This window comes from Paenibacillus sp. GXUN7292, assembly GCF_050864975.1.
Classification (GTDB): domain Bacteria; phylum Bacillota; class Bacilli; order Paenibacillales; family Paenibacillaceae; genus Pristimantibacillus.
In genome coordinates this window covers 61210-77613 of the sequence record NZ_JBOZWO010000004.1, presented here as the reverse complement: position 1 = coordinate 77613, position 16404 = coordinate 61210, and the positions used below count along the sequence as shown (strand labels likewise).

Sequence of the window (16404 nt, the reverse complement as noted above, 5' to 3'; positions counted from 1 at the left end):
TATGCAATTCAACTTTAACCGATTACATTATGGGCTGTCAATATGAAAATTGAAAATGTTTTCATACATACTGGATAATGCCGCACTGCGCTTGGAACGGCGCTATATTTATATATGTACACAAAAAGATACCTGTATATTACCTGTATATTTTTCTCTTGTACATTTAAAATTTCTATGCTATAGTCCTAAATGAGTTTTGTTATGAAAGCGGATACAAGTGAGGAGGGGAGGACCAGAATCTATTAACGTCTTTAGACTATCTATTGGAAATTCATTTAGGAAAGAGGAGGTTTTTTTATGTACCGAAAAATCAAACGAAATTTAATTATCGCATTAACAATGCTATTAATGTTCTCACTATTAAACACGATGGGCGCACTAGCTTCGAATGGGACTATTATCTCCAATGGCGGGTTTGAAGGACAACTAATTAACGGCAACTTACCGGGCTGGACAATTACCCAAGGAGCAGAGAGAGTAAGCTTAAACACCGCACTTAAAACCGAGGGGCAGCAAAGCCTCAGAATTATTAAGGAAGATACGAATACTGTCGGCGTGACGATGAGCAGCGATAGAGTTAATGTGACAGGTGCAAAAGAGTATGTATTGTCAATGGATTTATATTTAGAAAGAGGAGATTTGGCGGGATTTTATGTGTACGTTTATGATAGCCAAGGGAATATTATTAAAAACCCTACGGGCGGAGATTTTACACTATTCGTAAGAAGAACCTTGAATGATGTCAGCGGTGTTGTAAAAGTTCCAAAAAACGAGTGGACCAGCGTTGAAGAACGTTTCCTCGTTCCTGCAGGCGGCAGCACGCTAGATATTAAATTGATCACATCGCGCAGTGCGACCACTAATTACAAATATAATTTGGACAATATATCACTAGTCCAGGCAAATGATCCGGATCCGGTTGAAATTCCGCAAACTGCGGTTAAGGTTGACAGCTCGAATGCTGCTCAGAAAGAAATTTTGGGTGGTTTGCAGTCGGTTGTGCCATTCCAAAATGTAGAGTTCACTGCCGAGACGATGGTGTATGCTGGTTCTGGCGGTAAAATTGATCTGCGCTTCTATGATGCTGACAATAAAATATTGTCTATTGTAAGCACTAAAATTAATGGTCCAGTGAGAGAATGGGACTCTGCTCGGGTTGCTGCGTCAGCTCCCCTCAATGCGGCAAAGGTGCAAACAGCGATGCATTTCCCTGGAACGGAGCAAGGTGTGTTTTATGCAGATGAGCTAAACTTACAAGTGAAGCAGACGACGGAAGCGTCCTATATTAAAAATTTAGGGCCGCAATCTATGACAACAACAGCGATGTACGGTGCTTACGGCAAGTATAAAGGGCGCGATGTGTTGTATACAGTCGTTCAAGGCTCGCCTGCTGAGCTTGCCATTATTGATGTAAATAATAATACTTTGATGGGAAGACATCAGCTTAGAGCGCTTGATGGCAGCGACGTTACAGCTGCTTGGGGAGTAACAGTTGCGACAGACGGTAAAGCCTATATGGGCAGTACGCCAAATGGAACGCTGTTTCAATTTGATCCCGTGACAGATGAATTGAAAACATTAGGAAAACCAGTGCCTACTGACACTGTTATTTGGGTGCTTGAGCCAGGTGACAATGGCAAAATTTATGGCGGAACAGGTTATTCCCAGTCCATTTTTGAATACGATCCGAATGCAACGTCAGGCAATGGTATAAAAATTTTAAAATCATTCGGAGGGGTAAAGCCTGACCAGCATATTCGCAGCTTAGCCTACGATCCAGTTAATAAGGTTCTATATGCAGGCGCTGCCGATGTAGCAAAGCTATACCGTATTGATACGGTAACAGGTAATTCTACATTGATCCCGATTCCTAACAGCAGCGGCAAAACCTCCGTCTATGATCTTGAGTTTGCCGGCGGTAAGTTATTTGTACGTGTGGATGCAGGACCGCTAATGTATGTATACGATCCGGCTGCTGATCAGTGGGATATGCAAGGAAATAATCAGTATAACGCTCGCGGCTTCTCGCCTGTATCTCCTGATAATAGAGTGTTTTATACTTTCCCAGTTGCCAATCAGGACGGAACAACGCAGTTCAAGCTTTACCAATATAATGTAAATACAAATGCATATGGACCAATTGATGTAAATGTAAAAGGGGTAGCAGTTGCTTATGGCTATGTAGAGCTGGAGGACCCTGATTTCCCTGGCGTTTCATTAGTCGGAATGGCAGGCAATAATGGCATGTCTTTCTGGTACAATTTGCAAAATGGCAATGTGAAAACATTGGAGCTGCCATTGCCTTCACAATTTGCTGAAATTCATAATATCGGAAAAGGATTGGATGGCAATATATTAACTTCTGGGTTTATTTCCGGCGGAGGTCTAGGTATTTATTCTCCTGTTACGGATACAACAGAATTAAAGCCGTTGCTTGGGCAAGTAGAAGGCTATGCGAACTTGAATGGAAAAACTTATTTTGGCATATATCCAAATGCTGTCTTGTTTGAATACGATTCAGCGCAAGAATGGAATCGCACGGATTCGAGCAAACCGATGAATCCGCTTCGCATTGGGCCGCTTGGCCTCGAGCAGGATCGTCCAATTGCTATGGTAGGCGTAGAGTCTGTAAACAAGCTGTTTATTGGTACCTATCCTAAGGCAGGTCAAATCGGCGGAGCATTGTCGATATTTGATCCGGTTACGCGTACTTTTGATGTAAAACGCAATATTGTTCAAGACCATTCCATTAATACGATGGTATATAAGGATGGACTGCTGTATATGGGTACTGGCGCTATGAACGGCGGATCTGCCCAGTTAGCAGTTTATGACATTGCGAAGAACCAGATTGTAAGCTCTCATGTACCAGTTGCAGGCAAAAAAGCGATTTCCTCATTAATGTGGGGGCCTGACGGCAACATTTGGGGGATGGCTTTAGGGACTCTATTCATTTTTGATCCTGTCACTAAAACAGTTATTTATCAGGATGATATATTCCCAACTGCAGATTACTCTCATAGCAACGCACGGCTGCAAGTAGGCAAGGATAACAATGTATACGGTTCTATGTATACAGGTTATGTCGCTGACAACACTTATACGAGCAAGATGTTTAAAATTGATAGAGTGACCAAAAAGATGACGATTATATTTGAAAGTAATGTCGATAAATTAATGCAGGATGATTACGGCAATTTCTACTTCAAATATGGCAGCTTATTAATGAAATACAGCGATCCTGCACTTGTTAAGCCAATTCCGCCTGTTTATCCGATAACGCTTGAAGCAGCCACCAACGTAAATGGCATAAACGTGCAGCTGACTCGAAATGTTGATGCTGCAGGAAAGGCCAAGGATGAATTGACGCTTGATGAAAGTAAAGTAAACGAATTGCTTGGACAACTGGCGAACAAACAATCTTCCATTGTCATTACTTTGCCAGATCACCCGGCAGGTGTTCACGAACGCAACATCGTTATTACTTCAGAAGCGGCAAAATTGCTATCCAAAGCGAAGGTCGAGCTGGTTGCAGCTGGCAGCGAAGGGCAGGTCGCAATTCCTGGCTTATCCTTGCAAGGTCCAAAAGAAGATATATACATTCGGATCATGCCTGTAAGTGATGCTAATGTAAAATCGGATCTTGAGACTAGAGCAAACAAGGATAAAGCGATTAAAAAAGCAGCTAATAATGCGAAAATAACGATTGTTGCTCAGCCTTTGACGATATATTCGAATTTGCATAACCGGCCGATCACAATAACCATACCGGCAGAATCAAATTTGAGAGCTGCTGATTCGAAACAGCTTAGCGTATATATCGAATATACGGATGGAAAGAAAGAACTGATTCGTGCTAAATCTTTTGAGCTGAATGGAAAAAATGCTCTTCAATTTGAAGTAGATAAGTTCAGTATGAGACAGAAGCCGGGAGGTTTGACAGCGGCTATAGCAGCTATGTAGCTGCGTCTGCAATTGATCAACAGTTTCATACAGATCTTCAAATAAGTCCACTGTTTATACACAGCGTACCGCCAACATGCGTATGCTGTGTATTTTTTTATGCGTATTGGCATGTATTGGCAGGAGCAAAGGCGGCATATGTCGAATTGACTAGCAATATATTATATGGGGGGGTCAAAGGATGCGAGGTAAATATGTTAATACTCCGATGATGTACGCGTTCGGAATGCTGGCGATGATGATTCCAAGCCAAGCGTTCAGCTCGTTTTATATTTTCTTTTATTCGGATAAGCTTGGCATGTCGTTAGCATTAATTACGATTGCCAGAACCGTATTTTTAATATGGGATGCTGTAAATCAGCCGCTCTTTGGCTATTATTCGGATCGTACAAATACGAAATACGGGCGCAGAAAGCCTTGGCTGTACGGCGCGGTTCCGCTGTTTATGCTCACTTTTATTATGGTATTCTCTCCGCCCAACGGCATGAGCGAATATGGATTGTTTACTTGGTTTCTGGTTGCGTTAATTTTATACGAAGCAGTAGCGACCGTCATTTGGGTCAACTACGGAGCATTATTCCCGGAGTTATTCCGCGGGGATCAGCTGCGTACGAAAGCGTCAGCTATTCAGCAAGGCTATCAAATCGTTGCGCTGCTCATCGGCACAGCCTTGACGCCAGTTATTTTTAATGCGCTGGGCTTCGGTTATATGTCAGTTATTTATGCCGTCGTCTTCGCCTTGTTCATGCTGCTGTTTTTGCGAAATGTGCAGGAAGACAAGGAAGCGATAAAGCTCCCACAGCTAAAATTCAAGAAAGCTTTCGCAGAGACATTAAAAAATCGCCCATTCTGGATATTTAATATAGCGAATTCTTTTGCACAGACAGTAAACGGTTTGCTAAGCTCGACGATTCCTTTCTATGCAAAATATGTGCTGCGTATTCCGGATGCCCAAGTATCTATATTGCTTGCTTCCATATTTGTTTCCGTTATTCCGCTAGTTTTCGTATGGTATTGGCTGATTCGCCGAATGGATCCGCTGAAGGGCTGGCGCATATCGCTTATTGCTTATGCTCTGTCTGTCATTCCATTATGGTTTGGGAACAGTTTGCTGACGGGCGTGGCGGCAGGGGTGCTTGTCGGCTTCGGACTGGCAGGATTTTTAGTAACCCCTCCAGTCGTAACAGGTATTATTATTGATGAAGATTTCAAGAAAACCGGCAGCAAGCGTGAAGGCATCTATACGGCAGTGGCCGGCTTTATTACGCGTTCCAGCGGATTGATTGCCGCACTCGCTTTCTTTATTGTTGGCATTATTTTCGGCTACGAAAGCGGCGATAATCCGGGACCTGATCCAGAGGCGACATTCCGTTATTTGATCTGTATCGTTCCTTTGGGGCTGCTGTTAATATCTTACGTTATCTCTTTATTCGTTAAAATTAAACGTACTACAGCAGAATAAATATACTAATAAAACGGCTCTTTGAGCTAACGTAGGCAAGCAATAAGAAGGGGAACGGAGAGCAAGATTGGGACTGGAGAAATGGCAGCGTCCGCCTTTGTAGGCCAATCTTAACCTTTATAGGTTTTATGCAATCTGAAAAAATTGGCGTACCACAGCGGTCGGAAGCCCAAACTTGATCGTAGTGCCCCTTTTTCATTGCTTGAACTGGTGTTGACGATAGTTGGGGAAGGCTGCATGCGGCTTCTGAGTTCATCAGGAGTCGTTTTTTTTTTGAACAAGCAAGTGTTGAAGGACTTTTCGAGAAACACTATAATAAGTAAAGTAAGCAACCTATTGAGAGAAGTGGAACCGAACAGGGAGGGATCCAGATGCAGCTTATTGAGCTTAACGAAATACAGCGCAGAATTGAAGAGTTGAAAAACCAGGATTTATATATTCATTTGGAAATGACGACAGGGGCATATGCCGCGCACTTTGACAGCACCAAGCATCCCGCTGCCACTTTTATAACGAATACAAAAATATGCTATTCGCATGGATCGATTTCCGGCAATGGGCCTTATCGAGTAGGGCTCAAAATGGCATATGGCTGGATTTATTCAGAAGGCTTGACGCATTATGATGAAAGTGAGACCGAGAGATTAATTTTGGCCGGTCACGATAGTCAAGGGAAGCTTGTCGTAGCCCTGCAGCTTAGTAAAGAGCCATTCTAATAGTTGGGAGAGAGGACAATATGTCATATAAACAGGTATTAGTAATATTGCCGCATCCCGATGACGAGGCTTTCGGCCTTGCGGGAACGCTCGCCATGTATATCGATCATGGCGCTCATGTAACATACGCTTGCCTTACGCTTGGAGAAATGGGGCGCAATATGGGCGTGCCGCCGTTCGCTACAAGAGTAACGTTGCCAGGCATCCGCAAGCTGGAGCTGGAGCAATCCTGCCGGGCAATAGGGATACAGGACCTTCGTTTGATGGGATTCCACGATAAAACAATTGAATTTGAAGACCCAACGGTACTGGATGGCTGCATTGAAGATTTGCTTGAGGAGCTTTCTCCCGATCTGGTCGTTACCTTTTATCCGGGGTATGCGGTTCATCCCGATCATGATGCATGCGGTGCGGCTGTTATTCGAACAATCGCCAAGCTGCCTGCGCATTTGCGGCCAACTGTACACTGTATAGCTTTTGCCAATAATCATGAGCAGGCAATCGGCAAGGCGGACGTTATCCATGATGTTCGTGAATATTTGCCGCAAAAGGTTGCTTCCATTACCGCTCATCGCTCTCAATTTCAAGCTGCTGAATTGCTGGGCAACAAGCAATTAAATGATGAGCAAATCGTGGAGAGATTTGGTCAGGAGCGTTTTTGGACCTACAAATTTTAATACAAAAGATTGAAAAATCGACAATGCCAGCAGGTTTATCGGAATAGTCATAGAATTATACCTGTAATACATTTATGGGAGGAATTGCTATGACGGAGCGTGCAGGCCAATATATTCAAATGGATTCAGGAGTCGAGCTGTTTATTCAAGATATTGGGAGCGGGGAGCCGATTTTGTTTATTCCCGGCTGGACTTTTACAGGCGAGGTTTTTGAGCATCAGCTTGCGCATTACAGCAAAACGAACCGTGTTATTGCTGTAGATCCGAGAAGCCAGGGCAAATCATCCATCGCGCTGCATGGCAATAATTATGTTACGCATGGATCAGATATCGGCAAGCTAATCAAGGCATTGCAGCTGGATAAGGTGACTATGGTCGGCTGGTCCTTTGGCTGTCTGGCTGTTTGGGAATATATTAGACAATACGGGCTGGACAAAGTGAAGGCTGTTGTGCAAATCGATTTGTCACCAAAGCCGCTTTCTACAAATCATGAAGAGGATTGGGTGGAAGGACCGCTCGATGATATTGCAGGGGCTTATAGCTTATACACTCAAGATGCTGCCAGGCAGCGAGAATTTGTCGAAGCCTATGTAACCGGCGTAATGATTCAGCGTGAGGTTGAGCCGCAGGAATTGAACTGGCTTGTGAGCCAATCGATGAATACGCCGCACTACATAGCAGCTAATTTATTTGCCTCAGGCATGTTTTCTGATTATCGGGAAGAAGCCAAGCTTGCCAGTGAAGCTGTTCCGACGCTTGCTATTGCAGCAGAGCATTGGGGCGATACAGCAAAGGCGTTTATGAACCGTATTGCTCCAAACACAGAAGTGGTAATTTTTGGCGGTCATTTGATGTTCTGGGAGCATGCAGAAAAGTTTAATCAAACTTTAGATCAATTTTTGAAAGTCGATCGACTTATTTCGTAAAAATAAAATAACAGTAAACAGTCGGAAGCTGTCTCAAAGGGTGTAATTCGTCCTTGGAGGCAGCTTCTTACGTTGTCTGCATAAAGGCGCTTTTACAGGGGGCGGATCATGGGAATGATGTAGATGACAGGCTGCTTTAACGAATCTTAACAAAGCGCTGCTATAATGTGGCTTACATATAAAGGAGGTGCCGTTTTGAAAAAAATAAGAACAGCTGTTGTATCGGCCGCAATAGTTGCACTTGCTGTATGGGGCTATTTGGATATACAAGCCAAGCAGGCGCGCGATAAGGAATCGGCTTCGCTGCAGCAGGAGCAAGAGAAGAGATTGATGAAGCAAAACAAGCAGCAGGGCTTGACAAGTCTCGCAGAAAATGAGCTTATTGAGGACGGATCAGGTGCAGGGAAAGAGAAGAAGGTGCCTGTAATTGGACTGAAAAAGGGCAATGTAGCCCCTGATTTCATACTCGAGTCGCTTGATGGAGAGAAACGCAAGCTGTCGGACTACAGAGGCAAAAAGGTTATGGTGAATCTATGGGCCACTTGGTGTCCGCCATGCAGAGAGGAAATGCCGGATATGCAGGCCTATTATGAGCAGTATCAATCCGATGATATGGAAATATTGGCCGTTAATTTAACTTCGTCTGAGAAATCGTTGGAAAATATAGAAAACTTCGTGCAAAGAAATGGTCTGTCCTTTCCTATTTTGCTTGATTCTGACGATCAGGTGTCTAGCCGATATGAGGTGTTTCAAATTCCAACAACGTATATATTGAATGCAGAAGGCGAAATTGAGCAAGAAATCATTGGTCCAATGAATTTGGAGATCATGGAGCAGTTGATGCAGTAGGTTTTAGGGAAAGCGGGGGATTATCGGAATGTCATTACGAGGGAAAACGATCCTGGTTGTCGAGGATGATAAAAAGATTAGGCAGCTTATTAAAATCTATTTGGAGCAAGCAGGCTTTGAAATTTGGGAGACAGGAGACGGGCTGGAGGCACAGCAGTTATTTGATGCCTATGATCCCTGCTTTATCATTATGGATTTAATGCTACCGGGACAAAGCGGCGAGCAGCTTTGCACTTGGATTCGCGGTGAGCAGCGAAGTGATGTGCCGATTATTATGCTTACGGCCAAGGTGGATGAACAGGAAAAAATCAATGGGCTGCAAATCGGGGCAGATGACTATGTAACGAAACCCTTCAGTCCCAAGGAACTCGTCGCAAGGGTGGAGACGGTATTGCGGAGAACGGCGCATCGCTGCAGCAAAATCAGCTATAGAGGCTTAACGGTAAAGCCAATTCGCGGAGAAGCGAAATATAATGGCGTACTTATTCCGCTGACGCAGCATGAATTCCGTCTTTTGCATTATGTCATGCAGCACCCTAACCAAATCGTAACTCGCGAACAAATATTGGAGCAGCTTTATCCAAATGACGAGAAAATCGTCATAGAACGAACAGTAGACGTGCATGTGAGCAAGCTCAGAGAAAAATTGAAATTGACAGAAGACACTCCAGAGTTCATCGAAACAATCAGAGGAATGGGGTATCGTTTTGTTGCATTTTAAATCGTTGGATGGTATTGCGCATTACAGGCTGTTTTTCTGGCGAAAAAGTATTTTATGGAAGCTGATGCTTGTTAATGGGCTTGTTATTGGTGTAGTCATATGGCTTGTAGGTGTATCTGTAAAAGATTTTGCCTGTTTGCTCGTCGGACAATATGAGTATATGGATGCTGAAAAGCAGAGCTTTTTTAATAGTACTATGCATTTTTATTTGGTGCGAGCGAGCGTAATTGCTGTTTTTGTGGGCATTATTATCTATTACATGCTGATGAAAAAAATATTTGTACCGCTGCGCAAGCTGAACGGCTCTACCAAGCTGATGATGGCCGGGCAGTACCCGCAGCCAATTGAAGTAAAATCAGATGATGAAGTAGGACAGCTTAGTCATCATTTCAATCAAATGGTAGATTCATTGCGTCATGCGGAGCAAAGCAGGAAGCAGCTGCTGGGCGATCTGTCGCATGAGCTGCGAACTCCGCTCAGCAATTTGAACGGTTACTTGGAGGCACTAAGCTCCGGGGTAGTTAAGGGAGATGTGGAGCTGTACAAATCACTGCACGAGGAATCTCTGCATTTGACTAAGCTGGTTGATCAAATGCATCAGCTGGCTGTGTGGGAAATGAAGCAGGCTTCCACGCCCATTTGGCACATCGTAGACATGCACAAGCTGATCCATCAGGCGTTGAGCAGTTTTGAGCTGGAGCTTGCGAGCAAGCATATAAGCTGTCAGCTCACGATTGAAACGGCAGAAGTGGAAGGCAATGAGACGGGAATCAGACAGGTGCTCATTAATCTAATAGATAATGCGATTCAGTACAATATGAGCGATTGGATTCATATTTCTGGCGAGAAAACAGGTCATGATTATAAGGTAACCATAACCAATGAAGGGGAGTCTATTCCGCCTTCCAAGGCGGAGCTTATTTTTAACCGGTTGATTCGGCTGGACGCTTCACGCCGCAGGGAAGCTGGCGGATCGGGCCTTGGGCTAGCTATTGTGAATGAAATTGTTAAGCTGCATAGCGGTAAGGCGGGACTTCAAACGGATAGAAACCGGCATTCGTTCTGGTTCAGCATTCCCCTTCAGCAACATAGCTCTAAACAAGGAGGAAGTGAAATATAAGATGGAAAATGCAACTATATTCGTAGCGCTGTTAGCAGGAGTTTTATCTTTTTTATCGCCATGCGTATTTCCGCTTCTGCCTGCATATGTTTCACATTTGACAGGCGCGCTGGTGCAGGACAATAAAATAAAGGCAGAGAAAAAGCTGCTTATGATGCGCTCGGTCTTTTTTATAGCGGGTTTTAGTATTATTTTTGTCGTTATGGGAGCGTCAGCAAGCTTGCTGGGCCAATTTTTTACAGGAAATCGTATTTGGATCGAAAAAATAAGCGGTTTGCTTATCGTTATATTTGGCTTACAAATGGCAGGCATGCTGTCGCTGCGATTTCTAATGTTCGATAAAAAGCTGTTTCAGGCTAAGGGCTCGGGGAAAGGCAATATTAGCTCCTTTATTCTTGGGCTTGCGTTCGGATCAGGCTGGACGCCATGTGTCGGGCTCGCTTTATCCTCGATTTTGTTGCTTGCTAGCTCCTCAGAAACATTGTACAGCGGAATGTGGCTGCTGTTTATATATTCGATTGGACTTGGCATTCCTTTTTTGTTAATATCATTAGCACTAACTTATTCACTGTCTATTTTGAAAAAAATAAACCGCTGGCTGCCCTTGCTGTCCAAAATTAATGGCTGGATTCTTATTGGCATGGGACTGCTCGTATTTACGGGTCAACTGCAAAAAATAAGCGCTTTTTTTGCAAAATATACTTTTATCAATATTTAGCTAATAGATATAGAAGAAGGAGTGAAAAAGATATGGAAAATAATGTGACGGCCTTAAAGCTGTTTACGCTCAGCGCATGTCCTCTTGGAAAATCGATGGGCATGGTAATGAATGAAGTGCAGGGACGCTATGCATCTCTGCAAATCGATACGATTTATGTGGAATTAAGCGCTCAGGAAGCAAATGACTTTAGAATTAAAAAAAATCCGACTACTTTATTTCTCAATGATGGCGGCGAGGAGCTGTATCGGGTTGAAGGATTCGCAGAGACCGAGGTCATTATTCAACATATAGACCAGCTTAATGAAGGTGTATTTATGAAATCAGAAAAGCTGATGAAAAATGAGCAGACTGTAGAGACCTATACCGTATATATGCTCGAGAATAATGAGCTTGCAGCTATCGAGCAAACGTATACGAATGAAACGTCGATTGCTGCGCCTCGTATACATGCAATTTTTGCTTTATTGCAAGCACGACGGGATAATATGACTAATGTATTTCCAGCACATTCTGAGCTTGTCAGTGTGCAATTTTCAGACGGAAAAGGCAGAATCGAAATTCGCTATGCAAACAAGTCTGCTGCTGAAAGCTCGTTCTATGAACTGCGCCGCATGGCGCTGCTAAAAACGCTACATCCTTTTCATGTAACGGAAGTCGAATTAGTGGAATCGTATGAGACAGTTGATTCATTGGGGTAACGATGCCGTCTTCTTCAATTGTAATTAATAGTAAGCTTGTGTTCAGTCGAATTGGGCTGAGTATGAGCTTTTTTTGGTTTTAATCAGCAGTTTCATAGAGACGGTGCTATAATGTAAATAATACAGCTGAACATAGCTAAACTAAAAAGATAAAGAAGTGAATAGTCGATGTCTGGAATAGGCTCAGCATTGAAGCAGAAGAAAAGTACAATCCTTAACAAATATTTATCTGGGCAATCGATGGATTACAAGCAAATTTTCGCAATATTAATTCCGATTTTTGTGGATCAGGCTTTTATCGTCCTAATGGCGCTGCTCAACACAGCGATGGTCAGTTCCTCAGGCATAGCGGCAATTAGTGCCGTGAGCATGGTCGATTCTCTTAATATGTTCATTATAAGCCTGTTTGTTGCGATTGCAACGGGCGGTACCGTAATAGTAGCCCAGTATAAGGGCAGCGGCAACGCGGATATGGTTTCCAAAGCAGCGGCGCAATCCATCTCGGCAGTTGCGGCTGTATCGTTAGTGATTAGTCTGCTTGTTATTATATTTCATAACTGGACGCTGCAGATGCTGTTCGGCAATGCGGAGGCGGACGTTTTTCAAAATGCAAGAGTTTACCTGGTAGGCATATGTATTTCTTATCCGTTCTTTGCTGTCTATCAAGCTGTACTAGGCGCGTTGCGCGGCGTAGCCGAGACGAAGGCAAGCTTGATGCTGTCTGTCATCATGAATTTAACAGCTGTCGTATTGAATTATATTCTAATCATTGCTTGCGATTTGGGGGTGCTTGGCCTTGCTATCTCCATGATTACAGCAAGAATATTCGGAATGCTCATTTCGTTATTCTACCTATTGCGTTATAATCAGACCCTTCGCTTTCGAATCAAGCATGCATTTAGAACAAATATAGATTTGTTAAAAAAGATTATGTATATCGGCTTGCCGTTTGCCGCCGAGCAGCTGTTTTTCAATGGAGGAAAGCTGCTTACGCAAACCTTTATTGTACAGCTGGGCACGTACTCTATTACCGCTAATGCGATCGGCAACTCGATTGCTATGCTGTACCAAATAGGCGGAATGGCGCTTAGCATAGGCATCGTAACAGTAGTGGGGCAAAGCATCGGCAGTAAAAATATTGGGGATGCCCGAAAATTCATTAAATCATTTCTATGGCTTGCCAGCATTATTTTTGTCATTGCAACGGCTATCATTTTGCCTTTATTCCCATGGCTTGTTAAGCTCTACTCGCCGCCGTCCGATATTGTGCCAATGATTTTTGAACTGATCGTGTTGATTTCGATATCTCAGCCGCTGCTGTGGGCATGCAGCTTTATATTGCCTTCTGCGCTCCGTTCGGCGGGCGATTCAAAGTATACATCTTTAGTATCCTTGCTGACGATGTGGCTGCTTCGCATCGGGCTTGGCTATTATTTGGGAATCGTGCTCGGATATGGTTTAATGGGGATATGGCTAGCGATGACAGGAGAATGGGCAGCTCGAGGCGTATTTTTCTTATGGCGCTTGAGAGGCGAAAAATGGTATAAGCATAAATTAATTTAAGTAACTTTCTTGAAATATAAGTAGTTTGCTTGAAATATAGGTAATTTGCTTGAGATATAGGAAAGTATAAGTTTTCACTCTTATACCTGTTCCTATATTTCATCGATAAACGCGCCTCCTTCGTTCAAGCGAAGGACGGCGAAGCCGTTTGTTCTTGGGAGGAATAGAAAGCAATGACGCTGCAGCAGCTGAAATATGTGCTGGAAATTAATAAGCGCGGCTCAATGAATGAAGCGGCCAAGCATCTGTTCATTTCACAGCCGAGCTTGTCCAACGCTGTCAAAGAGCTTGAGGTTGAGCTTAACTTGACGATCTTTGAGCGGACGAATAAAGGGATATCGCTAACGAAGGAAGGCGTTGAATTTTTAAGCTACGCGAGGCAGGTTGTAGAGCAGGCAGAGCTGCTTGAGAGTCGTTATTTGAACGTGAAGCCGTCGCGCCAGCATTTTTCTGTGTCGACACAGCACTATGCATTCGCAGTTAACGCATTCGTAAAGCTAGTACGCGAGCATGGTCAAGAAGAATATGAGCTGTCTTTAAGAGAAACGAAAACGTACGACATTATTGAAGATGTCAGGACGATGCGGAGCGAAATCGGCATTTTGTTTATGAATGAATTCAACCGAAAAGTAATTACAAAGCTGTTGAAGGAAGCTAATCTGAACTTCACGCGCTTGTTTGTAGCGGACCCGCATATTTTTATTAGCGTTTATAATCCGCTTGCGAGGCAGAAGAGCGTAACGATCGAGCAGCTGGAGCAATACCCTTATTTGTCGTTCGATCAGGGCGAGTATAATTCCTTCTACTTCTCGGAGGAGATTCTGAGCACCTTATCCAGACCGAAAAGCATTCGTGTAACGGATAGGGCAACCTTGTTTAATCTGTTGATCGGCCTTAACGGATATACAATTTCAACAGGTGTGCTGAGCAAGGATTTGAATGGCAATGATATTATCCCCATTCCGCTCGAGCTTGACGATCAGATCGATGTAGGCTGGATTTCGCATAAAAACGTAACCTTATCTCGTCTCGCCGATGCTTATGTCGAAGCGTTGTATGAGAGCATAAAGTAAATCAAACGTGCGACCGGGCTTGTGCCGGAAGATGCCGTGCTAAGAAGCAAATCAAACGTGCAGCTGAGCCTGTGCTGGAGGATGCCGTGCTAAGAAGCAAATCAAACGTGCGACCGGTCTTGTGCCGGAAGATGCCGTGCTAAGAAGCAAATCAAACGTGCAGCTGAGCCTGTGCTGGAGGATGCCGTGCTAAGAAGCAAATCAAACGTGCAGCTGAGCCTGTGCTGGAAGATTCGTGCTAAGCAACAAGCTTCGTTTGCGGTGTTGGAGGACACTCGTTCCGTTATTGGCCCCAAAAATACGATTTTCGAAGTTTCGCGGACAGACGTTCCGCTATCAGCCCAATTTCCGCCGTTTATCGGCTGTTTTTTGAGCAATAGCGGAACGTCTGTCCTTTTAATTGGCATTTTGACTTGTTTTCGTGCTTTAGCGGAACGTCTGTCCAGGTAACTGTCTCCCTTCCATTGCAAACTTCTTGATAAGAGGAGGCGCCGAGCAGTACTGTATAGAATTTCGAATACGTTGAGCCGTTTGGAGTGGCGTCGACCATTTGTGTATGAAATTTCATATACAATTAACCGCTTAGAGGAGTCGCCGACCGTAGTGCTTTGCTGGTTTGTTAGCATAAACTGTTTCAACAGTTTTGCGGCATTGGTATTGGTACTGAAATTGGTGTTGGTATTGGTGTTGGTACGGGTACTGGCATTGGTTTTATTTGGTTTTTATTGTACAATAAAACTATAAATATGAAACTTAGTTTCATTAAGTAGAACAGGGAGGAGGCGTGCTCATGACTTATCACTTCTTAGGTATTGATCATGTTCAATTGGCAGCACCGGAGGGATGCGAAACAGCGGCCCGCCATTTTTACAATGGCTTATTGGGCTGGGCTGAAATTCCCAAGCCTGAAGCTTTACGAAAACGCGGCGGAGTCTGGTTTCAATGCGGTACGCATCAAGTTCATATTGGTATTCAGAAACAATTTGTGCCTGCTGAGAAAGCTCATCCGGCATTTCAAGTGCAAAATTTGGATGAGCTTCGCAGTCATTTAATTCGCAATAATCTTCAAGTCGTCGATGATGATGCAAGGGCGGAAGAAGGTGTAAAACGCTTCTATTTAAATGATCCTTTTGGGAATCGTCTGGAATTTTTAGAATGCTTTTAATACATGTGTGTAGTTTTTTATTCCATAAACTTATTAATCCGATTAGGCTTATAGCCTGTAACTATCGACATTTTTTCGGCAAGCGTCATTCCTTGCTCTCGCAGCTCATCGATGGTAACATCCGCTTGAACGGATCCTTTGTGTAAAATTATAGCGCGATCGATAACATTTTCGATCTCATCAACGATATGAGTAGTCATAATAATGGATTCTTCCTCTTTCATATTGGCAATCAACAGCTTTAGAAAATCTCTTCTTGTAAACATATCCTTGCCGTTAAAGGGCTCATCCATAATAATATAGTCGGCTTGCTTGGAGAAGCCTGCACATATTTCCAGCTTCGATTTCTGCCCTGTAGACATCGTTTTAATCCGCTGATCTGCATCGAGCTCAAAGTATTCCAACAGCCTGTTATATCTATTATGATCAAACTTTGGAAAGAAATCAGCGAGAAAGGCTGCATACTCGGCTGGGGTCATATGTGGCAAATAGCTTCCTTCCTCTGTGATAAAGGATAATTTCTCATATTGCTGCACATTCGGTTTGCCATCGACCAGAATATGCCCAAACGGATATTGAGCGTTCCCGATTCCCATAATCGCCTTAAGCAAGGTTGTTTTACCGCTGCCATTCGCTCCGACAATCGCTGTAATTTCACCCTTGCGAAATTGCAGCTCATTAATGACAAGGCGCATTCTGGAGTCTGGATAGCTTTTCTCAACATGCTTCATTTCTATCATAAAATCA

General features: G+C 43.6%; 14 protein-coding genes. 13 read left to right on the top strand and 1 reads right to left on the bottom strand.

The genetic code is table 11. The features are described from left to right. Positions 1–300: 300 nt before the first annotated feature. The 13 genes from ACRRU2_RS05680 (at position 301) to ACRRU2_RS05620 (ending at position 15657) form a co-directional block, all read left to right on the top strand. Positions 301–3966 (top strand): carbohydrate binding domain-containing protein, encoded by a 3666-nt coding sequence (locus tag ACRRU2_RS05680; protein WP_432500350.1) that lies wholly within the window; start codon positions 301–303, stop codon positions 3964–3966. Between the two features lie 181 nt (positions 3967–4147). Next, positions 4148–5428, top strand: a complete 1281-nt coding sequence (locus tag ACRRU2_RS05675; protein WP_331698367.1) for an MFS transporter — start codon at positions 4148–4150, stop codon at positions 5426–5428. 371 nt (positions 5429–5799) lie between these two features. Beyond that, a complete protein-coding gene (locus ACRRU2_RS05670; RefSeq protein WP_331698366.1) occupies positions 5800–6144 on the top strand; it encodes a YojF family protein in 345 nt (114 codons plus the stop codon). Between the two features lie 20 nt (positions 6145–6164). Continuing rightward, positions 6165–6821, top strand: a complete 657-nt coding sequence (gene bshB2 / locus ACRRU2_RS05665; protein WP_432500348.1) for a bacillithiol biosynthesis deacetylase BshB2 — start codon at positions 6165–6167, stop codon at positions 6819–6821. A gap of 89 nt (positions 6822–6910) precedes the next feature. Next, positions 6911–7747, top strand: a complete 837-nt coding sequence (locus tag ACRRU2_RS05660; protein ID WP_432500347.1) for an alpha/beta fold hydrolase — start codon at positions 6911–6913, stop codon at positions 7745–7747. Positions 7748–7942: 195 nt separating this feature from the next. Next, positions 7943–8596: a redoxin domain-containing protein gene (locus ACRRU2_RS05655; RefSeq protein WP_432500346.1), complete on the top strand. Its 654-nt coding sequence runs from the start codon at positions 7943–7945 to the stop codon at positions 8594–8596. A gap of 28 nt (positions 8597–8624) precedes the next feature. Continuing rightward, positions 8625–9317 carry a response regulator transcription factor gene (locus ACRRU2_RS05650; protein ID WP_331698362.1) on the top strand — a complete coding sequence of 231 codons (693 nt, stop codon included), beginning with the start codon at positions 8625–8627 and terminating at the stop codon, positions 9315–9317. Further along, positions 9304–10437, top strand: coding sequence for a sensor histidine kinase (locus tag ACRRU2_RS05645; RefSeq protein WP_432500344.1), 1134 nt, complete (start codon positions 9304–9306; stop codon positions 10435–10437). Before ACRRU2_RS05650 ends, ACRRU2_RS05645 begins: the two co-directional genes overlap by 14 nt. A 1-nt stretch (position 10438) precedes the next feature. Then, entirely contained in the window at positions 10439–11155 is a 717-nt protein-coding gene (locus ACRRU2_RS05640) for a cytochrome c biogenesis CcdA family protein (RefSeq protein WP_432500342.1), read from the top strand. A 32-nt stretch (positions 11156–11187) separates the two neighbouring features. Next, positions 11188–11856 (top strand): hypothetical protein, encoded by a 669-nt coding sequence (locus ACRRU2_RS05635; RefSeq protein WP_432500341.1) that lies wholly within the window; start codon positions 11188–11190, stop codon positions 11854–11856. Between the two features lie 168 nt (positions 11857–12024). Then, positions 12025–13419 carry an MATE family efflux transporter gene (locus ACRRU2_RS05630; protein ID WP_432500340.1) on the top strand — a complete coding sequence of 465 codons (1395 nt, stop codon included), beginning with the start codon at positions 12025–12027 and terminating at the stop codon, positions 13417–13419. A gap of 173 nt (positions 13420–13592) precedes the next feature. Continuing rightward, a complete protein-coding gene (locus ACRRU2_RS05625; protein WP_432500339.1) occupies positions 13593–14492 on the top strand; it encodes a LysR family transcriptional regulator in 900 nt (299 codons plus the stop codon). Positions 14493–15282: 790 nt separating this feature from the next. Further along, positions 15283–15657, top strand: a complete 375-nt coding sequence (locus tag ACRRU2_RS05620; RefSeq protein WP_432500338.1) for a VOC family protein — start codon at positions 15283–15285, stop codon at positions 15655–15657. Between the two features lie 17 nt (positions 15658–15674). Here ACRRU2_RS05620 and ACRRU2_RS05615 read toward each other — a convergent pair whose 3' ends face one another. Continuing rightward, entirely contained in the window at positions 15675–16397 is a 723-nt protein-coding gene (locus ACRRU2_RS05615; RefSeq protein WP_432500337.1) for an ABC transporter ATP-binding protein, read from the bottom strand. Positions 16398–16404: the final 7 nt, after the last annotated feature.